Annotated in this window: 32 protein-coding genes; 31 read left to right on the top strand and 1 reads right to left on the bottom strand. The window is 39.3% G+C overall.

The features are described from left to right. Window positions 1-6: 6 nt before the first annotated feature. Complete coding sequence (locus tag J2T19_RS07575; protein WP_307214335.1) at window positions 7-579, top strand: class I SAM-dependent methyltransferase; 573 nt, start codon at window positions 7-9, stop codon at window positions 577-579. On the opposite strand, the gene J2T19_RS07580 is transcribed toward J2T19_RS07575, so the two are convergent. Next, a complete protein-coding gene (locus tag J2T19_RS07580; RefSeq protein WP_307214336.1) occupies window positions 569-1096 on the bottom strand; it encodes a hypothetical protein in 528 nt (175 codons plus the stop codon). The two genes, J2T19_RS07575 and J2T19_RS07580, sit on opposite strands and share 11 nt — an antisense overlap. Window positions 1097-1374: 278 nt before the next feature. On the opposite strand from J2T19_RS07580, the gene J2T19_RS07585 reads away from it, so the two are divergent. From J2T19_RS07585 to J2T19_RS07730, 30 genes are all read left to right on the top strand, one after another. After that, the gene (locus tag J2T19_RS07585; RefSeq protein ID WP_307214337.1) at window positions 1375-1824 is read left to right on the top strand and encodes a DUF1569 domain-containing protein; all 450 of its coding nucleotides are present in this window, start codon (window positions 1375-1377) and stop codon (window positions 1822-1824) included. Between the two features lie 24 nt (window positions 1825-1848). After that, window positions 1849-2721 (top strand): phosphotransferase family protein, encoded by an 873-nt coding sequence (locus tag J2T19_RS07590; protein ID WP_307214338.1) that lies wholly within the window; start codon window positions 1849-1851, stop codon window positions 2719-2721. A gap of 516 nt (window positions 2722-3237) precedes the next feature. Further along, on the top strand, window positions 3238-3816 hold the full coding sequence (locus tag J2T19_RS07595; protein ID WP_307214339.1) for a histidine phosphatase family protein: 579 nt from the start codon (window positions 3238-3240) through the stop codon (window positions 3814-3816). Window positions 3817-3840: 24 nt separating this feature from the next. Beyond that, window positions 3841-4260, top strand: coding sequence for a DUF4279 domain-containing protein (locus J2T19_RS07600; RefSeq protein WP_307214340.1), 420 nt, complete (start codon window positions 3841-3843; stop codon window positions 4258-4260). A 26-nt stretch (window positions 4261-4286) separates the two neighbouring features. Then, window positions 4287-4496 carry a hypothetical protein gene (locus J2T19_RS07605; protein ID WP_307214341.1) on the top strand — a complete coding sequence of 70 codons (210 nt, stop codon included), beginning with the start codon at window positions 4287-4289 and terminating at the stop codon, window positions 4494-4496. Window positions 4497-4590: 94 nt separating this feature from the next. Then, complete coding sequence (locus J2T19_RS07610) at window positions 4591-5076, top strand: ATP-binding protein (protein ID WP_307214342.1); 486 nt, start codon at window positions 4591-4593, stop codon at window positions 5074-5076. Between the two features lie 44 nt (window positions 5077-5120). Continuing rightward, a complete protein-coding gene (locus J2T19_RS07615) occupies window positions 5121-5816 on the top strand; it encodes a class I SAM-dependent methyltransferase (protein ID WP_307214343.1) in 696 nt (231 codons plus the stop codon). Window positions 5817-5874: 58 nt separating this feature from the next. Continuing rightward, the gene (locus tag J2T19_RS07620; RefSeq protein WP_307214344.1) at window positions 5875-6444 is read left to right on the top strand and encodes a hypothetical protein; all 570 of its coding nucleotides are present in this window, start codon (window positions 5875-5877) and stop codon (window positions 6442-6444) included. A gap of 130 nt (window positions 6445-6574) precedes the next feature. Further along, window positions 6575-7546, top strand: a complete 972-nt coding sequence (locus J2T19_RS07625; protein WP_307214345.1) for a phosphotransferase enzyme family protein — start codon at window positions 6575-6577, stop codon at window positions 7544-7546. A 134-nt stretch (window positions 7547-7680) separates the two neighbouring features. Continuing rightward, window positions 7681-8445 carry a DUF4085 family protein gene (locus J2T19_RS07630; protein WP_307214346.1) on the top strand — a complete coding sequence of 255 codons (765 nt, stop codon included), beginning with the start codon at window positions 7681-7683 and terminating at the stop codon, window positions 8443-8445. 121 nt (window positions 8446-8566) lie between these two features. Beyond that, a complete protein-coding gene (locus J2T19_RS07635) occupies window positions 8567-9106 on the top strand; it encodes a GNAT family N-acetyltransferase (RefSeq protein WP_307214347.1) in 540 nt (179 codons plus the stop codon). A 221-nt stretch (window positions 9107-9327) separates the two neighbouring features. Continuing rightward, window positions 9328-10119, top strand: coding sequence for a phosphotransferase (locus J2T19_RS07640; RefSeq protein ID WP_307214349.1), 792 nt, complete (start codon window positions 9328-9330; stop codon window positions 10117-10119). Window positions 10120-10318: 199 nt separating this feature from the next. Beyond that, window positions 10319-10864 (top strand): GNAT family N-acetyltransferase, encoded by a 546-nt coding sequence (locus J2T19_RS07645; RefSeq protein WP_370874839.1) that lies wholly within the window; start codon window positions 10319-10321, stop codon window positions 10862-10864. 68 nt (window positions 10865-10932) lie between these two features. Beyond that, window positions 10933-11874, top strand: a complete 942-nt coding sequence (locus J2T19_RS07650; protein WP_307214353.1) for a GNAT family N-acetyltransferase — start codon at window positions 10933-10935, stop codon at window positions 11872-11874. 63 nt (window positions 11875-11937) lie between these two features. Next, on the top strand, window positions 11938-12591 hold the full coding sequence (locus tag J2T19_RS07655) for a P-loop NTPase family protein (protein ID WP_307214355.1): 654 nt from the start codon (window positions 11938-11940) through the stop codon (window positions 12589-12591). Window positions 12592-12626: 35 nt separating this feature from the next. Further along, the gene (locus tag J2T19_RS07660) at window positions 12627-13448 is read left to right on the top strand and encodes a DUF2785 domain-containing protein (protein WP_307214357.1); all 822 of its coding nucleotides are present in this window, start codon (window positions 12627-12629) and stop codon (window positions 13446-13448) included. Window positions 13449-13566: 118 nt separating this feature from the next. Beyond that, window positions 13567-13806 carry a DUF3977 family protein gene (locus J2T19_RS07665; RefSeq protein ID WP_307214359.1) on the top strand — a complete coding sequence of 80 codons (240 nt, stop codon included), beginning with the start codon at window positions 13567-13569 and terminating at the stop codon, window positions 13804-13806. A gap of 28 nt (window positions 13807-13834) precedes the next feature. After that, the gene (locus J2T19_RS07670) at window positions 13835-14212 is read left to right on the top strand and encodes a hypothetical protein (RefSeq protein ID WP_307214361.1); all 378 of its coding nucleotides are present in this window, start codon (window positions 13835-13837) and stop codon (window positions 14210-14212) included. 39 nt (window positions 14213-14251) lie between these two features. After that, a complete protein-coding gene (locus J2T19_RS07675; protein WP_307214364.1) occupies window positions 14252-14797 on the top strand; it encodes a hypothetical protein in 546 nt (181 codons plus the stop codon). A 60-nt stretch (window positions 14798-14857) separates the two neighbouring features. Then, on the top strand, window positions 14858-15283 hold the full coding sequence (locus tag J2T19_RS07680; protein WP_307214366.1) for a GNAT family N-acetyltransferase: 426 nt from the start codon (window positions 14858-14860) through the stop codon (window positions 15281-15283). Between the two features lie 52 nt (window positions 15284-15335). Further along, window positions 15336-16013 (top strand): hypothetical protein, encoded by a 678-nt coding sequence (locus J2T19_RS07685; RefSeq protein ID WP_307214368.1) that lies wholly within the window; start codon window positions 15336-15338, stop codon window positions 16011-16013. Between the two features lie 34 nt (window positions 16014-16047). Next, complete coding sequence (locus J2T19_RS07690) at window positions 16048-16932, top strand: methyltransferase domain-containing protein (RefSeq protein ID WP_307214594.1); 885 nt, start codon at window positions 16048-16050, stop codon at window positions 16930-16932. Window positions 16933-16960: 28 nt separating this feature from the next. After that, on the top strand, window positions 16961-17533 hold the full coding sequence (locus tag J2T19_RS07695) for a hypothetical protein (RefSeq protein WP_307214370.1): 573 nt from the start codon (window positions 16961-16963) through the stop codon (window positions 17531-17533). Between the two features lie 37 nt (window positions 17534-17570). Continuing rightward, window positions 17571-17837, top strand: a complete 267-nt coding sequence (locus tag J2T19_RS07700) for a hypothetical protein (RefSeq protein ID WP_307214372.1) — start codon at window positions 17571-17573, stop codon at window positions 17835-17837. A 31-nt stretch (window positions 17838-17868) separates the two neighbouring features. Continuing rightward, window positions 17869-18609 carry an ATP-grasp domain-containing protein gene (locus tag J2T19_RS07705; RefSeq protein WP_307214374.1) on the top strand — a complete coding sequence of 247 codons (741 nt, stop codon included), beginning with the start codon at window positions 17869-17871 and terminating at the stop codon, window positions 18607-18609. A gap of 19 nt (window positions 18610-18628) precedes the next feature. Further along, the gene (locus J2T19_RS07710) at window positions 18629-19606 is read left to right on the top strand and encodes a phosphotransferase (RefSeq protein WP_307214376.1); all 978 of its coding nucleotides are present in this window, start codon (window positions 18629-18631) and stop codon (window positions 19604-19606) included. A 325-nt stretch (window positions 19607-19931) separates the two neighbouring features. Then, on the top strand, window positions 19932-20420 hold the full coding sequence (locus tag J2T19_RS07715; protein ID WP_307214378.1) for a hypothetical protein: 489 nt from the start codon (window positions 19932-19934) through the stop codon (window positions 20418-20420). Window positions 20421-20444: 24 nt separating this feature from the next. Beyond that, window positions 20445-20966 carry a GNAT family N-acetyltransferase gene (locus J2T19_RS07720; RefSeq protein ID WP_307214379.1) on the top strand — a complete coding sequence of 174 codons (522 nt, stop codon included), beginning with the start codon at window positions 20445-20447 and terminating at the stop codon, window positions 20964-20966. A 1-nt stretch (window position 20967) separates the two neighbouring features. Further along, window positions 20968-22110: a hypothetical protein gene (locus J2T19_RS07725; protein WP_307214381.1), complete on the top strand. Its 1143-nt coding sequence runs from the start codon at window positions 20968-20970 to the stop codon at window positions 22108-22110. Between the two features lie 65 nt (window positions 22111-22175). Next, a complete protein-coding gene (locus J2T19_RS07730) occupies window positions 22176-22832 on the top strand; it encodes a hypothetical protein (protein WP_307214383.1) in 657 nt (218 codons plus the stop codon). Window positions 22833-22882 lie beyond the last annotated feature (50 nt).

The raw sequence follows: 22882 nt of genomic DNA on the forward strand, positions 1-22882 counted from the left end.
AAGCATATGATAGATATCTCTCATATTGCACCAATAGATCCAATTAAAATTATTATTGGTGCTTCTTCACAAAGTTATGAAGGGTGGATACAAACTCAAGAGAACGAATTGAATTTACTACGATTGGAAGATTGGGAGCAAAGTTTCAAAGATCGAAGAATCGAAGCTATTTTATCTGAGCATGTCTGGGAGCACATGACTTACGAAGAGGGAGTTCAAGCCGCTAAGATATGCTATAAGTATTTACATACGAAAGGGTATATTCGCTGCGCGGTTCCTGATGGTTATTTTGCAAATGAAGATTATCAGAATCTGGTTAAGATTGGTGGCCCAGGAGCACTCGATCATCCAGCGGCAAGTCATAAGATCGTACATAATTATAAGACAATCACCCAGATGTTTGAGGAAGCCGGCTTCGAAGTTGAGTTATTGGAATATTGGGACGAAGATGAACGTTTTCATTCTCGAGATTGGAATCCAGAAAAGGGATACATCTATAGGTCTAAGCGATATGATCATCGAAATCAGAATGGTAATTTGGGTTTTACCTCACTAATTGTAGATGCGGTTAAGAAATAGTTACCTTAAAGCTCGCCGATTCAAGAGGAGTTATGGTTGTGCCATCCTGTGCAATTAAAGAAACAGTGACCTCAAGAGTGCCTTGATTCTCTAAATCGTCTAAATCAATAGAAATGGATCTACGTTGAAATTCATCAAATATCCCCTCTGTTTTCATAACGGTATCATCGTTAAATATCTGGCCTTGTGTATCCTGAATCGTAACTTGGAAAATCCGATCAGGAATGTTTGCAGTTTGATTAGGTTGATAGTCCTTTTTACGGTACCATAATCCAAACTGAAGTTTCTTTGACTTCGGTAGGTAGTAAACTTCTGTGAGATACACATCCGGATTGGATAACGTTTGATTTTGCGCTGTAAGTTGAATCGGTTCCTCATCGTTCTCATAAGGATCATCCCACTGAAGCGGCGGAGTTGTGCCTGTTTTGAGAGCAATGATTTCCCTGTCTGTATATAGATAAAGCCCTGTTAAGATAACGATTACTGAGAGTATAGCAATCAGAATTTTGTATTTCACCAGACATCCCTACCTTTTAAATGAAATAGCCTAGCTGTCTGCCTATCGAAACTTAGGTTTGATATATACCGTTCTTCATGATTGTTAGTTCAGTTCACTTCCCCCTCTATAGTAGAACTCGGTAAACTTGGATGATGAAATTCCTTAGCGTTATATCTCGTTATTATCAGATTTTGATTATAATTATGATTAAACCATAAAATGGTTTTTAAATACTTTGAGATTAGAACGCTATCACGAATAAACATAGTAATAACGATGTTCTTAGGAGGAATGAAATGAACAGCCTATTTGAAAAAGTTCATGCTAATGAGATTGTGGAGCGTCTCAAACAATTACGTCCAGATGCTCAGCCGCAATGGGGGAAGATGAATGCATCACAAATGCTGGCTCACTGCTCAGGTTTTCAGGAGATCGCAATGGGGAACTCTACATCTGCAAGAAGCTGGCTAGGATTAGTCATCGGTAAACTAGTGAAACCCGTATTTTACAACGATAAGCCACTGCCACAAAATATGTCCACGATCCCTGAGATTATGATTGTAGATGAGAGGGAGTTTGAATTAGAAAAGAAAATGTTAATCCAGAAGATCATTACGTTCCAACATGATGGATCTGAGAAATGTACAAGAAAACCGCATCCTTTCTTTGGTAAGCTATCTCCTGAAGAATGGGGTAAGGGGCTCTATAAACATCTAGACCATCATTTAAAGCAATTTGGCGTGTAGGTAAACGAAAGAAGGGGCTATGTGATGGCGAATGAGATTCTGTTACGTAAATTTCCAAATGTAAAACTAACTGAACTCACAGGTGGGTACACCAACAAGACAATATTACTTGATGGTTCTCATCCACTTATGGTTGCGAAAATTTTTTATAAAAATAATAAGGATGCTAGGAATGAAATAAGTATTCTACATCTCTTGAACAGTTCAGATGTATCTCCCGGTATCCATGATTATTTTGAGGACGACACCTCGCTGTACATTATCATGGACTACATACAGGGGGGCAATGGGCAGCGATTTCTGGATTCAAATGACATGGATGCTGCTAGAGAAATCTACAGGTTGCTGGGCATTCTGTTATCATCCGAAATTCATTCGATACGTTGGAAAGATCAGACATCAGAATTACCAATCATTGAGCTTGAGGATGACCGTTTAGATTCACTGGATTTTGTGCCCAGTGATCTGAAAAATGAAGTGAAACGTATTCTAAATGTTCATGTTATGCACGATGTGAAAACAATAATCCATGGAGACTATGGCCCATATAATACGATCCTAACTGAGGATTCGCTGGTAGTTATCGATTGGGAGTGGGGAGGATGGGGTCACCCGCTTCAAGATATTGCATGGGTCGTATGGTTTGTCCACCTCCATTATCCGGATGTAGCTGATGAACTATCTGGCATTTTCTTAAAAGCGTATCGTGAGCATTCAGCCGTAATAGTCACAGAGGAATTGATCAAGGCCTTTGCACTATCTAGAGTAATCAATATATTACATCGCATTAAGAATGCTGATATGAGCGTGCAAAAGGAGTGGCTTAAAAGATTAGAGTGGACATTAAAAACCACTTTTCTGGGTGATGTAACAAGGGAAATATGTGGTAAAGACTAGAGAAGATATTAAGTGCTAAGTGTATGCATTTAACCAAGAGAGGATGTCGAAGACGAATGAGATATAAAATCTTTTTTTATGGTAGCTATAGATGCGATTGGTGGCTCAGGGAAGAGTGAACCATATGAAGAATACGATAAAAGTTTTGATCAAGTGCAGTGAATTGATGAATTATTAAACTCTCTTAATATACCCAAGGCTGATATTTTGTGGGGTATCCTACGGTGGCTATTTATCCTATTACTACACCCTTAAGAGAAAAATGTCATACATAGTGCCGTCTGTTTAGCAGGAAGAATTCCCACAACTCAAATGGAAGTTATAAGCATGATCTATTGTCCAACTATCCTAAGGCTATACAAAAGCTCGATAAGAACCAAATTCAATATAAAATCATAGCTGACACAGGTCATGCGATAAATCATGAACGTGCTGAGCGCGTTAACAAAGAGATCAGTCAATTCATTTTACGGTAGAACGATAGAAAGCAATATATTCAAATGAGGTGGAACCCATATGACGATATTTGGACTTATACGACATGGTGTAACGGATTGGAACTATGAATATAGAGCGCAGGGACATACGGATATTCCTTTAAATGCCGAAGGAAGAAGACAAGCAGAATTACTTGCTAGACGAATGGAGAACGAAGAATGGGATGTTATATATTCAAGTGATTTATCCAGAGCACTCGAAACAGCAGAAATGGTAGGCAAACTGAAGAACATTGAAGTGAGAACCGACCTACGTTTAAGAGAAATGAATGGTGGACTTACTGAAGGTACAACCGAACAAGAGCGAGTGAATCAGTGGGGATATAGCTGGTCGAAACTAGATTTAGGTATAGAGCCACAGGCGGATATTATTAAAAGAGGAGTAGACTGCCTCGCAGATCTAGCTGAGAGACATCCGAATCAAAAACTGCTGATTGTAAGTCATGGAGCAATACTTGGGCTGATCTTGAGAAAGCTCATTCGGCATGTGGATATGCAAGAGAGTCTCCATAACACATCGGTGACCATAATAAATAAAGAGCAAGTGAGATGGAATTGTGAACGTTATAACTGTATATCTCATTTAGACGGTGCTTAACATTCATATATAAAGGGAGAGACGATGAATAAAACACAGGTGAAGGCTTATTACAGCCTATTTGGTGATCATTTTGATCCGGATGAAGTGACTTCGAAGCTTGCAATTACGCCAACAAGTATTACTAGAAAAGGGGATACCATTAATGCGAAACATAGTCATCCAGAAACATCTTGGACATTAAGCACTGAATATGAAGAATCTCTCGATGTTAATAAGCAGTTGAATAAAGTTATGAATTCACTAAAAGATAAAGTAGATGAAATCAATACAACCCAGGCACAAAATCAACTGAAGTCTAAATTTTATATTGTCATCGTGATGGAAGAGGGATACACACCTGCTCTATATTTTGACTCTAATTTTATTAAGTTTGCTGATTCAATTCATGCTGAAATTGATGTCGATCTGTATGCAAATCCGTATTCAGCGGATACAGTCTGAACAAAAGTGAAAGAGGAGGTGAGTTGATGTTTGAAATTGTGGTTCAAGCAATTTTCAAAATCTCTGGGAGAGGTACCGTTGTCACAGGGGAGATATTAAATGGGGAAACGAACCTAAGGAATGGGGATGTATTAACAAGTAAAGATAATATACAACAGAAGGTATTAGTGAAATCAATTGAGTTAATAAATTTTGGGTCAAGAAAAATATTAACCTTAATCAAATGGGTTTCCTAACAGATATGACAGAAGAAGTAGGCGCTACGTTGATAGGGAAGACGTTATATAAAGATTAGTTACATATTATTTTTTACCGAGAGGATGAAGTTATATGAGTAAGTTGCCTTTATTTGTAGTTACAGGTGCCAGTGGAACGGGCAAATCCACGGTTAGCGCACTGGTACGTGAGAGCCTTCCTGAATTTGATGTATTTGATATGGACATTATCGACAATGTTGACTGGCAAATTGCGAAAGCAAATTGGCTAAGAATTGCTTATAGTATTTCATTAAGTGGCCGCGGTACCATTTTGTGTGGAACAATGGTTCCAGAAAACATTCAATCTGCTGACCATAAGGATAAGTTTGAGACGATTCACTACATTAACTTACATTGCGATGACGAAACACGTGCAGCAAGATTGTTAGCGCGAGGCTGGGGTGATGAAGCTGTCCAGGAACATAAGAATTTTGCCAATTGGTTGGTGCAGAATGCAAGTGCAGCTTTTACGCCTCCAATGCCAACAATCAACACAAGTGAAATTACACCTGAAGAAGTAGCAAAAAAGATTAAAGAGTGGGTATTAAATAATTGGTGAATTTATGAAATTCATCATATCACTTGAAAGTGAGTTGATCAGCTATGGCTTCCTCAGGCATCGGACTTGATCTAGATCGTATCATTTTTATTGGAAGAACTTTTGAAGAATATAAAGATATATTTAATCTCTCTAACGAGGATATGCTGAATAACAAAATACTAGATTGTCCTGCTGGCGCTTGCTCCTTTACCTCTATAGCGAATCAGTTAGGAGGAGATGTGACAGCTGCTGATATTGCATACTCTTATCCGGTTCAGCAGCTTAAGAACAAAGGGCTGTTAGATGTAGAACATGGCATTGAGAACATTCAAAAGGTAAAACAAAATTATGTTTGGAATTATTTCAAAACAGTTGATGAGCTGAGATCAAGTCGGATGAGAGCTTTGACAGATTGCACCGATGATATGTTTGCAAATCCTAACCGTTATCTTGCCGCAACGTTGCCACAGCTACCATTTCAGAATAACCAGTTTGATATCACATTGTCCGCGCATTTCTTGTTTATGTATTCTGACCGACTAGACCTGAGTTTTCACCAAGCGACCATACGAGAACTTATGAGAGTAACACGCAAAGAAATTCGAGTTTTTCCTATTATGGATTTAGCAAGTGAGAGATCAGTACATTTGGACTCTATCATCAACTTGATCGAAGAAGCCGGGTGGAATTATGAAATCCAGAACACAGGTTATGAGTTTCAACGAAATGTGAATCAACTGTTGCGGATATACAATTAAGATAACTGTATTTAAATAGGGAACCGTGGGAAAGTTCCAAATGTTTGGAGTGTATAACATGTTACTATCCTATCAGGTGGAACGAGCAAAGGTACGGATGAAATCGAAAGAAATAACCATCGTTGTGTTACAGCAAAAAGACATTCATATTGAAATTAGAGAAGAATTGGGCCGGGTATTGTTAATGGATGCGGCTGACTGCCAAGAGATGTTTCTCCTATCGAGTCTTTTTAGGCATAGCATGCAAACTCGCGATGTTATATTTTTAGAATCGAACATGGATTTATTTATTTTCAATGGAGCTATCCATCCACTCACAATGAAGGATTTAAGAAAAATCAAGGCTTCTACTCAATTTACCAAAACAGAATTATACCGTCTAACCTTAGAAAATGGTCATGATGATTCAATGTGGGACACTTGGGAGCAATGGAAGTACGAAGAACAATTGAGGGTTAAGACAGATCAAGATATCGGGGTCATCAATGCTTCGCAACTGGGATTGGAACTTCTGTTTCATCAATGCGCCTATCTTGCGAGTTTATTTACTGGACATTCTCATATAGATTGGAACTCCACGCAATCCTCCATTGAATTAATCATTCGAAATATAGCTCGAAATGATTAATAGCGAAGCATTTCTTACTAATAATCTGACCAGAGTTCTTATCGCTTAACATTCGCAGCATTTAACCAAAGAGCAATTCACCTTTACGAGAAATTCGAATTCATTACAATCAAAAAGGAGCGTGATGGAGATGACCAATGAACAGCTAATGCTTCTGCTAAATGCTTACGATGTGGATCAGCCCGAACCAACGTTTCTGAGACATAACGAAAATAAGACTTACCGGGTTCAGGACAGCGCTGGCAAGCAGTACTTACTTCGTATTCATGATCCCTTTGTGCAGGAGATGAAAGGATTACAGCACACTGAAGCAGGTGTTTTGGCGGAACTGGATATGTTGGAGCAATGGGGTCAATGGTACCAGAATGAAGTGCAGAAGCCAGTGCGGAACCAAAGCGGCCAACTTGTCACGACTCTTGAAGGAGATGGATACAGATTGAATGCATCGCTCCTTACTTGGGTAGAAGGTCGTGATCTGACTAAGGAAGATACACAAGATGCAGAAGTTATCAAGAAACTGGGTACGCATATGTCGGAGTTGCATTCCTTTTTTGGTCAGTATAGTCCAGTCGGCATGGAAGCACGACCGAGTCAGGGGAAAGCTTACAACGAACGAATGGCACAGTTGATCTATTCAGGTGTTCCCCAAGGTCTTTTTACATTTGGCGATGCAGTAATTATTGATGATACGTTACGATTGATAAACTCTCGTTTATCGGATGAAGGTGGGAATGAAGGGCCAGATCTCATTCACGGCGATGTAGGCTTGGGGAATGCGATCTTGACGGCGAATGGCGACTTGCGGTTTATCGACTTCGGGTTCTATGGAAAGGGATACGCACAGACAGATGTGGCAATGGGGGCTCTGATGCTACCTTCAGATCGCCGTGATGCTTTTCTTGAGGCGTATTATGGTGGAAAGGGTTGCTCGGAGAATGAGTTGTTGCAGTTGGAAGGTTTTATGCTTGCAGCGATCATCGGGTTCTATGTTTTTCAGTTCGGGAACGAGAAAATGCATGATTGGATGCGTGAACGAATGCCGATATTGTGTTCCGAACGCTGCAAACCTTTTTTGCGAGGAGAACGGATTTTATATCAATAATGGATTTTCTAAAATACGTATTATATTGACGAAGGGAGAATGCATGAGGTATTTAACGAGAGAATGGTACGATCTCTGCCAGCAGACACACCTTCATTTTGGGATGAGAGTACATAGGGGAGCTCAGATTCGAGATGAAGTTCTTTATTTGCGACTTTACAAAAGAAAAGGAATTTATTAATTTGCATCGTGACGTTTATAATGTAGATCCTCGCTATATGCTGGAAGGTGACGGGGCGGTTATGATTCCTGTAGAACAATTTGTCAGTGGGGATATCCGTCAAGAAGATACGATAATTTATCATATGCCTGACGACGAAAAAGAGGAAATACAGAAAAAAATTGCTGAATATGATGCAGGCCCTCCGTTTGATGTGGTGAACTGTAAACAAGAATTCAAAGACAATCTAGAATGGAGTTGTGCAGATAAAGGTAACCAATTACCGAGCGAGCTTCTTGCTAAGATCGCAGATATTCGCGTATTTTCGCTAGGTTACTGTACCCAAGAGGTTATGAGAGAGTTGAAGAAATTAAGTAATGAAAACAAAAGAAAAATGGAGCATATATCTAATGAGTATGTTCAGATGCAGCAGTCGGAGGATATCCCCCAACATATTCGGAGTCGATTCGGTTTTCACGATTGCCAAGTGACTGAAATACTCTTTGGTAAGGACATGATCATTCGACTTGAAACGCGGAGTGGATTCACCGATTTCAATAAAATTACGCTTGTTGCTGCGGAAACCATTAAACAAGAGGGACAAATCGTAGGCAGTTACTGGATTTATGACGAATTGTATCGTACAGGTCGTGGATATGAAGTGCATATACTTTTTTCTGGTGCAGGAGATCCCCAATGCATTATTCGTTGTGAGGATATTATTATAGAAGAAGAGTGAACAATATTTTAATGATAAATTTTACATAAGCATGATCCAGAATTCATTAAATTCTACACCACCTTGGATATACTTAGTTTGCTTGAATATAGCGAATGAAAAGGACTAGGTGGTAGAAAAAATGTTGAAAAAACGTGACTTACACGAATGCCATTCACTTTATAGCTTGATGACAGATCCTATGGTGTTTCCTTACGTTCGTTATGCATGTCAGACTTATGAAGAATACTTGTTTGTAACAAAACAGTTGATTGCTGAAGAAGAACAAAACACCTCTATTTCGAGAACCATTCTGAATGAAACGGGATCTCCGATTGGTACGATTGATCTATATCATATCGTGAATAGAACGGGTTTCTTAGCCACATGGATTGGTAGTCCGTATTTTGGAAAAGGATATAACCAAAGAGCGAAAGAATCTTTCCTGGTTGAACTGTTTCTTGAACATCATATAGAGACGGTATTCATTAAGATTCGTGAGCAAAATATTCGTTCGAGAAAGGCGATAGAGAAATTACCTTACGTGAAGCTGGCGAATGAAATATATTCGGATGTTTATCATACGATTAATCGAACAGAGAAGATCTATGATCTATACCGTGTCGAGCGCGTTAATTTTATAGGAAGCATTAAGGAGATCCAACACGAGATTGCGACGTAACAGCCAATTTTAAGAACGCATAAGAAGCGAATAGAGCGGATCATAAAGTACCAAGGAGCGTCGTCAGTGTTGACGGCGTTATTTTCTTTTTCAACAAAATGGACGGTAATTCTATTAATATATGTGCTACAGGAAAAATTAGGTTTATAATAACATAAATATAAAAATCAATATGAAACTGGAATGTATGAGAGCCCTGTTAATGGCAAGGAGGGATAGTCTTGACGGATCATGAAGAGGTGCTTGCGGGTGGTAACGTGAACGAAGTAATCAAAATCGGGGGCACCGTTCGCCGTAACTCACAAAATGCATACGTGAATGCATTACTGGTGCATCTTGAAAAGGTTGGGTTGCCTACTGTCCCTAGATATCTAGGTGTAGATGAACAGGGAAGAGAGATTTTTTCTTATCTTGAGGGCGTAGTTCCCGGTAACCAGTATCCTGAGATCGAAAGGGTTATGTGGTCAGACGAAGTTTTAATGCAACAAGCGAAGCTTCTGAGGAGCTACCATGATGCAACTGTCGGGTTTACAACGTCACTGAAGTCTCAGAATGATTATCCTGATCCAAGCCAACATGAGGTTGTCTGCCATAACGACGCTGCACCCTATAATATGGTGTTTCGAGACAAGCTTCCTATGGGAATCATTGATTTTGATATGGCGGGCAAAGGGCCGCGGATATGGGATATCGTTTATACACTCTACACTTCTGTTCCACTTGCGAGGTTCTCGCCAGGTGAGGCTGATCACATCGTGCTTCCCTATAATCCAACAGAGCATGCTCTTATGCGGAAAAGAAGAATTATGTTATTTTTTGATACCTATGGTATAGATATACCAACAGATCTTAAGAAGTGGGTTGTACAGCGCATCCGCACAATGTGTAATACACTGACTTCTCGCGCAGCATCTGGAGATCCAGCTTTTGTTAAGCTCGTTGAAGAAGGCCATCTAGCTCATTATGAGGAAGAAATACGATTTCTTGAAAAGCATTTTGATGACTGGAGTTGAAAAATCACGAATTATTCACCGGTACAAGACAATTCATATGAGACTAACTCCTCTACATTTACTTGGATCCGGATTATTGCATTAATCATAGAGTTAGCTTGATATCAGGACTGAATCATCGAGTTCATTCTATGGAAGAGGTTGTATTTCAACAAAGCTATTTAGAAATGAAGGAGTTGATTGTTTGAATCCAATCTTAATGGAGTTCCCAGACCAATTTACTACCGAACGTTTGTTAATTAGATGCCCTCTACCTGGGGATGGAAAGGTTGTCTATGAATCGATCGTTTTTTCTATTCAGGAGTTGAGAGAATGGCTTCCTTTTGCTCATAAGGAGCAACGAGAAGAAGTGGTGGAAGCGAATCTGAGAGAAGCTCGGTTAAACTATTTAAAGAGGGAAGACCTTAGATTGCTTATTTTTCATAGAGAGACGAATGAATTTATCGGATCATCGGGGTTGCATCATCCAAATTGGGATGTCCCCAAATTCGAAATAGGTTACTGGATCGATAGTCGTCACAGTGGGAAAGGTTACATGACTGAGGCGGTAGAAGGCATTACAGAATTTGCATTCAATGAATTGAAGGCGAGAAGAGTACTCATACGATGTGACACATTGAATAACAAGAGTAGAGCCATCCCAGAGAGGTTAGGCTTCACATTAGAAGGTATATTGCGAAATGATGATACAAGTGTAGATGGAAGTACACTTCGAGATACATGCATATTTGCCAAAGTGAAATGAAGAGACTGGAAGTGGAAAATGATTTAGTTTACGCGTTCATTTGCTTGGATGCCAGGGAGGAATGACTTATGCAATATACAGAATGGTCTGCGGATATTCCTGAATACGCTTTATCAAGTGAATACGCTATTCAATTAGCGGATCCTGAAGAGTGGGGCAAGTATTGCTCCGTTTATTATAACATGCGTTATATCGGTTTTTTTAGGGAAGAGGGCTTTAACTCTTCTCAACGAAATGCTTACTGGATCTATCGAGGAGAGTCAAGAGTAGGTGGAGTAAGAATAGCGCCTAATGTTATGTATCATTTATTTTATATTCCCCCGTTCCAGGATTCATTTGAAGTATTGAGTCTTCTCAAACAACTCTTAATGAGTTGGTCTGATCGGACTAAACCAATTAAAACGTATGAGATTCTTTCTGATCAGGTTGATTTATACGCTAGAGCTGGGTTTTGGCCAGATGAATTCAGGTGTCGATGGATGCAACGTCCCACGGAACAGTACAACATCGTATGGGATCATAATTTTAGCATTGAACGCCCACTGATTATTGACAATCAGCAGGGGGCCAAGAAATTTAGTAAAGAAGATGAAATTGCAAATTGTGATTTTAATAGCTTTGAAGGGAGCCTAGAGGCAGTAAGGAGAAAGAAGTTCTTGCTTGAAGATTTTGTACCGCATGAAGATCCTAATTATACAAACGAGATATTAAATCAAGCGTCTACCCTTGTGTACGATCAAGAAACAGGTCAGCTTATTGCGAATTGTCGGCTTTGTTTGCAAGATAATCAAGCGGCTGTTTACAGTGTTGGTGTTATTCCTACATACCGAGGAAGAGGCATTGCTACACGTATGTTGCAACGAGCCTTGTCGGTTATTAAAGATCATTATCCAGTACTGAGATTGTATGTGATGGAGGGTAATGATGCGGAGTCTTTGTACTACAATCTCGGCTTTGTTCAAGGTGAGTTGGAGGTACAGACGATGTACATCCCAGCGATTGAATCATAGGTACATAATGATGCGTCTATGAAAGGGTAATCTCTTGAAACGTTGAACATGAGGAGGGAAGAAATGAACAGTAGATTGATTCTCATTGATGGGATGCCTGGTTCGGGTAAATCCACAACAGGTCTTGCTATACATGAACAATTGAATGAGCTAAAGATGGCTAGTGTATTTTACCATGAATTAGATGACCACCACCCACTTCGCATTTACGACCGGCAATTCACTTCATTTTCTATTGTAGAAGAGGCAGAATGGTTTATTGCAAAAGTGGAGCAGCTGTTTACTGAATTTGTCAATAATCCAATTCATCGTAATCAGATTACAATTGTAGAGAGCAGCATTTTTCAAAATACAATTGGCTTCGCATACAACATGCAAATGAGCGAAGATCGAATAATGGATCTGACCCAGAGGATTCAAAATATACATAGCGCTCTTAACCCTGAACTTATCTATGTATATCAAGACAATGTAGAGCAACATTGGAGATGGATATGTGATGTTCGTGAACCTGAGTTTACGCAAGGCCGCTGTGGACTCTATACCGATGATGATTTTGTAGAAGCAGGGAAGTTTTGGACGAAAAATCAAGATTTCGTTTGTAATATCGTTCAACGTTGGGATATTCCCAAACTCATCATACAGAACAAAGGATATAAGTGGGATGAATACAAGCTCAACATATTTGAATTTCTAAAGTTAGCAGATTCTAAATAACAGTCCACAATACAATTTCAGTAGGAGTATAGCCAATGAATTTAAAAGAAAAGTTAATCTTGATTAAGAAAAATGATTACGAAGCACCTCCAGATGCCTTCCTATTGGTACAAGAAATGATCAGCCAGATCGGTTCATTGGATGCCGAATTACGAGATGATCTCATTTATACAACGTTATCACATTGGATCCCTGGCAACATACTAGCTGTAAACGAGTTAGAGCAACTTCTATCCATTGTCCTGGATCATAACCATTTGCTATATAGGCTGGGTGAATCGAACTCAGATTCTGTGTTTACAAGATCATTCTCTATGCTCGTTATCCCACTTTTAATGGCGAGACATAATGAATCACCGTTTCTCTCGAGTGAGCAGATCCATCAGATAAAAGAGAACGTATTCTACAACGTACAACAAGAGCGAGACTATCGTGGTTACGATGAAGACAAAGGCTGGGCCCACGCCATAGCTCATGCAGCAGATGCTTTGGATGATTTGGCACAGTGCCCTGAACTGGACAAAAAGGATCTGTCCACGATGCTTGATCTAATTTATGAAAAGATGACGATAACAGATCGAGTCTACTCTGATGGGGAAGATGAACGTATGATCAGACCCATCATTCAAATTTTAAATCGTAGAATCCTTAGTCGGACGGAGCTAGAAGAGTGGATTCAACGGTTTGGTACGGTGGAAAAAAGTTCAGAGTTTCTTCCTGCCTTCAGGCAGAAAAATAATATAAAGAACTTTTTAAAAAGTTTATATTTCCGCATTAAATTTTATGAGACCGATGGCGATCTTTGCTCGATCATTGAGCGTACGTTATATCAAGTAGAGCCCGTATATTACTCATAAAATGTAAGAACAGAGGTGACCGAATGTTATATGATCTTAGCCGATATCATCAAGCTCATATTAACCAGCTTAGAAAGTGGTATAGCCAACAGAGCTGAGCAAGTAAAGGAGAACCAGGTTGAAGAAATACATTGAAATTGGTTTCGGCAATACTTGGTTTATTCGAACTGAGTTGGAGCATGAAGATGGAACTGAAACGGAAATTAAGGGAATCTATTCGCCTTTCCAACTAAAATCAATATATATCCGAGTATGGTTCGGTAAACGCGTGTTCATCATGGATACGAGAGAAGGCATGAAGTTAGCAAAGAAAGATAAGAAGAAATACAAGCTCATTCTTGGATTTTACGGCATATAGATCACGAATTGGAAAGGGGAAAAAGATGATGAGAGCCATTAAAAAATGGCAGAGTATCTGTATTGCACTCTTTCTCGCCATCATCGTAATTTCTGGGTGCCGAGCAATGGATGATAGTACCGGTTCTATTTCTAGCTGGGCGTATTCGTTTGTTGTGTGGAACAATCACACGTATAACATTACCAATGAACCACTAACAAAAGACGAAATCGATCATGATATCGGACATGTGAGACAGTACTCTGACAAAGAGGGTTCATATGAAGATGGCTTCTCCAACAAATATCCAGTAGGCACGAAATTATATAAGGTCAAGGGTGTAGAGACAGCGGAATATATAGCTGTAGAAATACAAGAAGATCAATTCATCAAAGCTACCAATGAAAATTTATCCGGGGATAAGTAGCGCTTGGAAGGAGAAATGAATACATTCGAGGAGTGGAAGATGAAAAGAACAATCATTGGATTACTCAGTGTAATTATTGCGTCTAATGTCGTTTGGGGCTGGCTGTACTTCAATAAGGTAGATGACCAACCCAACCATGTTTCAAGTAATATAGCAAACAAAGCTGTACAAATATATAAATTGAATGGAACAGGAGATCTGTGGGACGTTTCAGACTATAAAATTATTATCACACCGAATCAGATCCAACGAGGTCATGCAAGCTTAACGTTTAAAGGTGATCCAAGAAGTATCGCAGATAGCAACTATTATAAATTAGATGTTCAAGAAAAAGATCCTGACGGTAATTATGGTAAGGTTATTTCGCATGTAGCCACCTCTCACGATGGTTCTATTACGATTCTCAATAATGATAATCTTAAGAATATAGGCTATGTAACTAGTGATTATGCGTATGATGAGCTGAAGAAGGATCGACAGAATTATGCGAGTACGTTTCTTAGGGTCACATGGAATGATAATGACGGAAAGCTACATTCTGAGGATATTTATCTTACGATAGAAAATGAAATCATACTAGAGTAACCAGTGGGAATGAAGATTATCGAACTGTCTATTACACTAGGGGAGAAAAGGAGAACAACTATGACGTTACATATAACCAATGTGAACAATGATGAAATGAAAAAATATGTGAGAGACCATGTGTTCTATTATAACATGCAGCACTTTCCAGATGAGATCAAAGGTAGATATCAAGAGATACACCTATTTCTTCAAGATGAAGAAGGTCAAGTATGTGGTGGAATCCTGGGTGAGACGTGCTGGAACTGGCTTGAAATTCATTATTTATTTGTCGAACCTAGCCTAAGAGGCCAGGGGTATGGGAGGAAACTGATTCAAGAAGTAGAGAAGATTGCTCTGGAGAAAAAATGTGATTTCATCAAAGTAGACACATTAAGCTTTCAAGCCTTGGATTTTTATAAAAAAGAAGGCTACGAGGTGTATGGCAAGCTTGAAAATGCAGGAGGCTACACACACTATTATATGAAAAAAGATCTTAATTCATAAAATATGGTGACAATTACAGTCGTTTAAGCGTTCTAGTATAGAGGTGAAAAATATGAGAAAAGGTAAGCTCTTCATCATCGTTGTACTTCTATTCCTACTATCCGGCACATTGAACGTATATCAGTATGACCGAGCTAAAACACATGAGAAATATGAGTTAGCCATTGAAATTGCCTTGAGTTATTTTAACTCACAATATAGGGTGAGAGCGCTTCAAGAAAATTTAGCCTACGCAATATCTAACAACAGGTTATACATTGGTGATCAGGGCGGATCCAGCAATATCGTGTCCAGGGATTTGCAACACTTAAGTGTGATGCACCGTGAATTAACACTACTGTACGGTCCGATCAGTTCTTACGCAAATTATAATGAAGTTAGTAGTCTAAGGGAGAATAGTATATTTAGTATGTATGTCGATTTTTCATTGTTTTTTGAGTGCTTAGGTATGCAGCAAGAATGGATTGTATCGGATGCAAGTGGGCGATATATCGACCTAGAAGGACTGGATAATGAATTATATCGTGGAGTACGAATTATTGAAGAAATTACGGGGCAACTCGAATCAATCCGCAATCGCAGCTATGATAACAAAACGGGTAGTGATCAAGAGGCGTTATCAGATTATTTAATTCAAAGCGCAGAGTACTTCAAGTCCCAAGAAGTTCAGGAGCATTATCAATCCATCCTAAAGATGAATAAAGAATTGATTGCGATAACTAGTAGTTAATTGATCCGAGTATATCAAAGGGAGCTGAGACATGTTGACTGAATATTATTGGGACAAGCAAATAGAGTACCTCAGAAATACACGGGGGCTGTATTATAACGATGATTATTTACAATTTCTAGTGCAGTCTGTCTGGAAAATCACAAAGCCGGTGAATATGATCGATTATGGTTGTGGGTTCGGATATTTAGGTCTTAAACTGCTTCCTTTGTTGCCTGAGGGCTCAACCTACACGGGGATTGATAAAGGGGAAGGGTTGATTAAAGAGGCTCGGGAGATATATTCAAAACTCCAATATAATACTCAGTTCTATGTGTGTGATCTGGAGACAGCTGTTATGAAAAGAAAATATGACATGGCAGTGAGCCATGCATTTTTACTTCATATGCATAATGCGAAGCACATCCTTCAGAAGATGAAGGAGAGTGTGATATCTGACGGGAAAGTGATTTGTTTTGAACCTCATTGGATCGGTGGCATGGCCAATTATTATGTTGAAAACATGCAACAAAGCGAAGTCGTTCGATTAGGAGAGTTACAGAAACTGTTCGAGGAGGATCTGAAACGTACGGGGAAGGATGGCAATATCGGGATGCGGCTGCCTATCTTAATGAGTCAATTGGGATTGAAACATGTGGAATGTCGAATCAGTGATAAGGTCAACTTCCTGGATCAGAATATGGATGTAGCGCAGAAAAATAAATTATATTATTCCCTGAAGGAAGAAGGCATAGGTCAGAACCCTGGTGATGCAAAGCAGAACGTCGATAATCTGATAGCTAGAGGATTAAGTTCGGATGAAGCCAAGCGACAATATGAGGCTGAACTCGCCTTCTCCACCGTTTTCAATCCAGATTCTTGGTTGATGTATGCACCAAACATGAAAATTTCGTTTGGTACGGTAATGAGTTTAGAATGATGTAAAGAATTGAATGAAGGAGTTAGTTATGAACTTTCCATCGAATAGCAATCAAGAAAAACGCAGTGATTCTCAATTGAATCTGTTACATCGAGCACAGGAAATGATACCTGCTAAACCGCCAGAACCTTGGCGTCATGAAGTGGTGATCCCTGCGGCAGGTTGTATAGCTTGCGGTTGGAACTCAGATGAGAATCTTGTGCTTATTAGTAGTTCAGGCTACAGCTTGAATGATTCTGATACAGGTCTAACCATCCATAGGGATCGAGATGCCAACAACACCTATGAAAGTATGAGTCCAGATCAGTTAACATTCCGTATCCCATATAATGACGAATCCGTTCCTATTTTTGGATTCGATTCCGGCGATGGGAATCGCGTCACTCATGATGGTTGGAGTGTGGAAGTGATCTATCCGTGGTGGCCTCTAGCATCAGTCATTATAGAAAATGTATTTCGACCTAACTATAACTATCTAGAGGGTGCAACGATGATAGATTTGAATCGACTGGATGGATCGATTAAATGTGGTTTTTCCCCTTCTGGAAAAAAGCTAGTTATTCTGGGATCTGGAGGAGCGCTGATCTATACAAGAGAATAATGGATTAAAAGGTCATATCAACAGACTGGAGCAGGCGATGTTTATAATCGAGGTTGAAGATGTTTTTGAAGTACAAGGTAAAGGTGGTGTGATTGCGGGTAGAATTTTGAACAACAGTTCAATACTGAAGGTTGGAGATAACCTGATTAGTTCTGAGGATGATGGAGTTAGCATTCTCGTAAAACAAATCGAATTGATGAATTATGAAGTAGGCATACAGAATATAAAACATATAGGTATTTTAACCAATCTATCGGTAACTGGTTTGAGAGAACATGTTGGAAGAAGGCTCCATAAGGAATAGGAAAATGAACAACATGAAGGACGTGACAAGGATGAGAGCATATATACAGGTCAATCAGGATGGCATGTTCTACAATGTGAATGCATTTACTGCATATGAAGGCTTTGCTTCATTGGGATGGGAGATTGTTAAGTTCAATGATATCCAAGAGCTTGATGAGAAGAATCCAGAACATGTTGTTGTAGGTGGAATTGGTAATGTTAGAAAACGTCTTGAGTTATTGGGAATCGAGAGAAAGCAAGGAGAAATTGATTATCCACCGTCTTTATCCCAGTATTATGGTCGGAAAATATGGAAAACAACCATTCAAGATATTTTTGCCAATCCTCAGAATTGGAATGTATTTATTAAACCCAAGGATACAACGAAAAAGTTTGCTGGAAAAGTAGTGAGAGAATACAAAGATTTTATAGGACTTGTTGAAGAAAACGAAGATACGACCATTTGGTGTTCGGAGATTGTGGATTTCAAAACAGAGTGGCGTTGTTTTATCCGATACGGACAAATTCTTGATATTAGACAGTACAAGGGTGCATGGGATTCCACATTAGATGTAAGTGTGGTGCAACGTGCGGTTGAAGATTTTGTGGATGCACCTGCTGCCTATGGAATGGATTTTGGTATAGATCAAGATGGACATATGAAACTGGTCGAGATAAACGATGGGCATTCTCTAGGATCGTATGGGATCAGCTCGTTAAATTATGCGAAATTTCTTGCAGCTCGATGGTCAGAACTGACAGGCACTACGGACGAATTGAGACATATGTAGATTGGTAGGTGGTATGGTCATGGAACTAAAGTCATCAGATGATATCTTAAATGAAATAATAGCGCAGATTGAAAAGGTTTATGGCTGGACTACGTATCGTGCAGAACCTAATCATTTTGGATACGCCAATCTCAAATGGAAGTTACATACGGATGCAGGAATACGCTTTGTGAAGCAATATAACGCAGTACGATATTCAGATCATTTGTTGCACTCCGTTGAAACGGCATTAGGATTACAAGATAGATTACATCAAATCGGCATTCCGTGTCCTAAGATTTTCTCTGATCAAGGTCGTTATATTCAACGAACTCCATCTGGTGAACGATTCATGGTCACAAGTTATTGTGATGGTTATATGGTAAACCCAGGAGAGGTAAATGTAGATCAAATGTATCATTTAGGTCAAATTACAGGTAGGCTGCATCAATGGCTACGTCTGAACGCTCCGTCCAATTACCCTTTGCATTGGCAACCAGAGTCTAAGGCATCCACGTTAGCGACTTGGGAGAAGAACTGGAATGATGCTTATACTGTAGGGGCGGATAAGTACATTTCTGCATTAGAGACACAGCGGGAAATTATAGATGGATTTAACCTCAATACGTTTCAATCGTGTGAAGAGGGTTGGGTTCATTGGGATCTATTTGTAGATAATATTTTGTTCCATTCCAATCAGGTGTCTGCCATTTTGGATTTTGATCGAATGCACTATATCTATCCGGAGTTTGATATTTCGAGAGCTATTCTATCTGGCGCGATATTAGAGAATAACATCAACTTAGAATCAACAAAGGCATTTGTGATGGGATATCGTGAGAGTAGTCCGTTAACTGTGGCAAAACTTATTCGATCTATCCAGTTGACGTGGTGGAAGGAAGCAGCCTGGTTAAGTATTAAGTCGGAAGAATATCGAACCTTACGGAGATTCGCCCATGAATTAATGTGGGTGAGTGATAACTGGTTTGCTCTAGAAGAGATATTGAATGAGATATAGCAGTAATCATTGAATGATGAATGAGCTGGATATTAGGAGAATGTGAGGGGACGATTATGTTTAGAAGCGCATTCTCGAACTGAATTTGAAGAAGATCTATTTCAATTATTACTTGAGTTGTTTAATTGCCTAACTGACGCAGGCAGAACGTAAGGTATTGAATAAGTTCTAAAATATAAATTCCAATGAAGTGTGTTGGTGAGAAAGTAGGTAGAGTCATAAGAGACAGAGAATAATTATTGATTCCATAGACGAACTGGTAAGTCACGTTATCAATGTTGGATTATTGAGGCAATCGTTTCAAATGGGAAAGGGAGGCGACTCCATGAATATATACCAAAGGATGGTTATTCTCGTTCTGTTGTTACCATTAATTGGATGTAGTACCTCGATAACAAATGAAAACGATCTTATGGTTGAACAATATGTCCTTGATCGAGGGTATGCGATTGTTCATAATGAGGGCATTGTTCATGAATACATGTTACATAAGAAACAACTGGTGAAGATGCCTTATGTACAATATTGGAGCGTTCAGGATGTAGATCCCTTAATGTATGTTGGTGAGAAGATTAGCACAAGTAAGTTCATAGTGTCGGGTCATCCGCTAGATGAGAATAGTGATTATGATAATCCACAAACAACTGTTTATGTTATGAGTTCAGCCACGGGGATCATTGGTGGGTACAGCTATCCGACGCACAGTGAGATGAACGATGGATGGGTATATACGATAGATGGCCAAACGCTTGAGCAGCACACGGGAATATCTTATAGTGCCTGGTTAGAACAATGGCAGGATAAATATAAATAATGTTTAGTAGAAAGAAGGTAAGTAATGAAAGACTACGCCCAGATCGTCAAAGTTTTAGAGGATGAGAAGTCCATACTAAGGCAACTTATCGAATTATATGAATACGATTTCAGTGAATTTAATGGAGCTGATGTGAACGCACAAGGCTTCTATGGGTATAGCTATCTGGATCATTATTGGACGGAAGAGAAGCGACAAGCGTATTTTGTAAAAGTCGATGGACAATATGCAGGCTTTGTACTGGTCAATGATGTTTGCTATCTGGTTCAGGAAAATGCTAGATCCATTGCTGAATTTTTTATTATGCGAAAGTACCGTCGAAATGGATTAGGACAACAGGTTGCTAGATTGGTTTTTGATACGCATAAGGGCAATTGGGAAGTTCTTCAGCATGGAAATAATGACGCTGCACAGCACTTCTGGAAACGAGTCATTCATGAATATACGAATGGTGACTATCGTGTTGAGGATGTGAGAACAGAGTATTGGGAAGGTAAAGGTATGGTGTTTAACACATCTGCAGAACAAGTGAAAGGCGACGTATAATATGGGACTCGACTATCGTTATGTGCTTGTTATTCAAGAAAATCAGCAAGCAGAGTTGCTGAAGTATGTCAGTGAACATGGAGTTATAAATGGGACAGATTGCTTTTCCATATATTTTAGTGTAGATTCTTCTGTTCTGAAATATGTAGAAGGTGGGTTCAGTTGGAAGCCTAAGGATGATCAAGATGAGGTTAAGCATGATTTCAATGCTGATCACCAAGCCCAAATAGGTTGTATCTATTATTCTATGGAGAAGATGGATACGAACTGCAATGAGCTCATCGTTAGTTTCACCGCAGCAACATCGGATATGAGTCTATTATTTGAAGAATCGAAGGTGGTACAAAAATGGTTTATCGCCTTGAGTCACCATCTCGATGCTCGAATTGCTTACTTAGATATGGAATCTGAGGGACATAGAATCTTCTATCTGAATGGCATTGAAACATGGTTGGAATTTAAGGGTGAAGGTTTCTTTTACATGAAAAGGGAGAACTACCTCAGCATTATGGATGAGTTTAGTGTTCTTCTCTCGGGTCTGCTCCGTTCCTATATAGAGAACAATGACAAGTTTGAAAAGAAGTATTCAGTCGTCATGAGCAAAGATCATGTTAACCAATTGTATCAATATATTGAGCAGCATGGCTATTGGCATCAGGAACAGAATCAACTTGGATTGAAGGTAGATGTAGACTCTACCATACTTAAATATCTGGAAGACGGTCATGGGGAAAGGGAGTATGGTATATCGCAAGGAGTAATTCCACGTTTCCGCCAAGAACTCGTCTATAAATACATCGATGCCAATCACCAAGTGCAGCTAAGTCCAATCGAATATAATCAAGAACTCATAGCAGAGGATGAAGAGAATATTGTCGTACATTTTACAGCAAAGAAATGGCAAGTGGATCAATTGTTTGAACAATCTCTATCCATTCGCCAATGGTTTGTAAATCTCAGTCTCGCAGTTTCAGCCAAGCTGACTTTCCAAAGTGTATGGCTAGATGGATATGCTCATCGAATCATTGTTTATGAAGGTGAAGAGACGGATGTTGCATTCACAGGACATTACGATCTAGAGGTTGAAACCTTCAGTGGGATTTACAACGCACTGGCTAATGTGATCAAGCATTTCCATGACTAACAGTGACGACAACCAAATAAGATAATGAGTTGGAAGAAGGCGGTGAAGTACTCATTAACAGTCTATTGAATCCAATTAGAGCAGTGAAACCAGCAACAACTAGGCAAAAAGTCGTTTCTATTCTGTACACAATCCTGTTGGCTGTCATTATGGGTATAGCAGCCAAGCTTGTTGATGCACCAGGAATCAATCCGATATTTGATAATATCGGTGGACGTCTTAGCATATGGGTATTCGTAGCAACGCTGTTATCGGTGTTCAGCTATTCCCCTCGCGTGGCAGCCCTTAAAGCATTTGCATTCTTCGGCTCTATGCTTACGGTGTATTATGTTTATACCGTATGGATCCTACACTTCTTTCCAGCAAGGGAAATGCTATTCTGGGGAATTTGTATGTTGATTGCTCCGCTATGTGCCTATCTGATGTGGTATGGGCGTGGTCATGGTTTATTTTCAACCATTATTGCTTCTCTTCCGATCACAGTTATATTGTCTGAGGGATATCAATTGCGTTACGCATATCTCCCTATTCACACACACTACTATTTAATTCCATTTCTAATGGGAATCTATCTGATCATGGTTGCTGTATTACTATTACTCGTTCCAAAGAGTAGTAAGAATAGAGTTTTAATCCTAACTTTGGCTATCATCCTATCCTGTATCCTTATTTATTTAAATGTGTTAGGTCGGATATTTGGTGGAATGAACGGATATTTATGAAGAGTGATGACTTTGTAGACTGCAAATATGTGTGTGTCTTATGGATGGAG

The sequence above is a fragment of the Paenibacillus tundrae genome, assembly GCF_030812775.1.
Lineage (GTDB): Bacteria > Bacillota > Bacilli > Paenibacillales > Paenibacillaceae > Paenibacillus > Paenibacillus tundrae_A.

What these genes read in the sequence shown, in the direction of transcription:
- J2T19_RS07575 (WP_307214335.1), top strand. Translation starts at nt 7, where the DNA reads ATGATAGATATCTCTCATATTGCACCAATAGATCCAATTAAAATTATT.
- J2T19_RS07585 (WP_307214337.1), top strand. Translation starts at nt 1,375, where the DNA reads ATGAACAGCCTATTTGAAAAAGTTCATGCTAATGAGATTGTGGAGCGT.
- J2T19_RS07590 (WP_307214338.1), top strand. Translation starts at nt 1,849, where the DNA reads ATGGCGAATGAGATTCTGTTACGTAAATTTCCAAATGTAAAACTAACT.
- J2T19_RS07595 (WP_307214339.1), top strand. Translation starts at nt 3,238, where the DNA reads ATGACGATATTTGGACTTATACGACATGGTGTAACGGATTGGAACTAT.
- J2T19_RS07600 (WP_307214340.1), top strand. Translation starts at nt 3,841, where the DNA reads ATGAATAAAACACAGGTGAAGGCTTATTACAGCCTATTTGGTGATCAT.
- J2T19_RS07605 (WP_307214341.1), top strand. Translation starts at nt 4,287, where the DNA reads ATGTTTGAAATTGTGGTTCAAGCAATTTTCAAAATCTCTGGGAGAGGT.
- J2T19_RS07610 (WP_307214342.1), top strand. Translation starts at nt 4,591, where the DNA reads ATGAGTAAGTTGCCTTTATTTGTAGTTACAGGTGCCAGTGGAACGGGC.
- J2T19_RS07615 (WP_307214343.1), top strand. Translation starts at nt 5,121, where the DNA reads ATGGCTTCCTCAGGCATCGGACTTGATCTAGATCGTATCATTTTTATT.
- J2T19_RS07620 (WP_307214344.1), top strand. Translation starts at nt 5,875, where the DNA reads ATGTTACTATCCTATCAGGTGGAACGAGCAAAGGTACGGATGAAATCG.
- J2T19_RS07625 (WP_307214345.1), top strand. Translation starts at nt 6,575, where the DNA reads ATGACCAATGAACAGCTAATGCTTCTGCTAAATGCTTACGATGTGGAT.
- J2T19_RS07630 (WP_307214346.1), top strand. Translation starts at nt 7,681, where the DNA reads ATGAAGTTCTTTATTTGCGACTTTACAAAAGAAAAGGAATTTATTAAT.
- J2T19_RS07635 (WP_307214347.1), top strand. Translation starts at nt 8,567, where the DNA reads ATGTTGAAAAAACGTGACTTACACGAATGCCATTCACTTTATAGCTTG.
- J2T19_RS07645 (WP_370874839.1), top strand. Translation starts at nt 10,319, where the DNA reads ATGGAGTTCCCAGACCAATTTACTACCGAACGTTTGTTAATTAGATGC.
- J2T19_RS07650 (WP_307214353.1), top strand. Translation starts at nt 10,933, where the DNA reads ATGCAATATACAGAATGGTCTGCGGATATTCCTGAATACGCTTTATCA.
- J2T19_RS07655 (WP_307214355.1), top strand. Translation starts at nt 11,938, where the DNA reads ATGAACAGTAGATTGATTCTCATTGATGGGATGCCTGGTTCGGGTAAA.
- J2T19_RS07660 (WP_307214357.1), top strand. Translation starts at nt 12,627, where the DNA reads ATGAATTTAAAAGAAAAGTTAATCTTGATTAAGAAAAATGATTACGAA.
- J2T19_RS07670 (WP_307214361.1), top strand. Translation starts at nt 13,835, where the DNA reads ATGAGAGCCATTAAAAAATGGCAGAGTATCTGTATTGCACTCTTTCTC.
- J2T19_RS07675 (WP_307214364.1), top strand. Translation starts at nt 14,252, where the DNA reads ATGAAAAGAACAATCATTGGATTACTCAGTGTAATTATTGCGTCTAAT.
- J2T19_RS07680 (WP_307214366.1), top strand. Translation starts at nt 14,858, where the DNA reads ATGACGTTACATATAACCAATGTGAACAATGATGAAATGAAAAAATAT.
- J2T19_RS07685 (WP_307214368.1), top strand. Translation starts at nt 15,336, where the DNA reads ATGAGAAAAGGTAAGCTCTTCATCATCGTTGTACTTCTATTCCTACTA.
- J2T19_RS07695 (WP_307214370.1), top strand. Translation starts at nt 16,961, where the DNA reads ATGAACTTTCCATCGAATAGCAATCAAGAAAAACGCAGTGATTCTCAA.
- J2T19_RS07700 (WP_307214372.1), top strand. Translation starts at nt 17,571, where the DNA reads ATGTTTATAATCGAGGTTGAAGATGTTTTTGAAGTACAAGGTAAAGGT.
- J2T19_RS07705 (WP_307214374.1), top strand. Translation starts at nt 17,869, where the DNA reads ATGAGAGCATATATACAGGTCAATCAGGATGGCATGTTCTACAATGTG.
- J2T19_RS07710 (WP_307214376.1), top strand. Translation starts at nt 18,629, where the DNA reads ATGGAACTAAAGTCATCAGATGATATCTTAAATGAAATAATAGCGCAG.
- J2T19_RS07715 (WP_307214378.1), top strand. Translation starts at nt 19,932, where the DNA reads ATGAATATATACCAAAGGATGGTTATTCTCGTTCTGTTGTTACCATTA.
- J2T19_RS07720 (WP_307214379.1), top strand. Translation starts at nt 20,445, where the DNA reads ATGAAAGACTACGCCCAGATCGTCAAAGTTTTAGAGGATGAGAAGTCC.
- J2T19_RS07725 (WP_307214381.1), top strand. Translation starts at nt 20,968, where the DNA reads ATGGGACTCGACTATCGTTATGTGCTTGTTATTCAAGAAAATCAGCAA.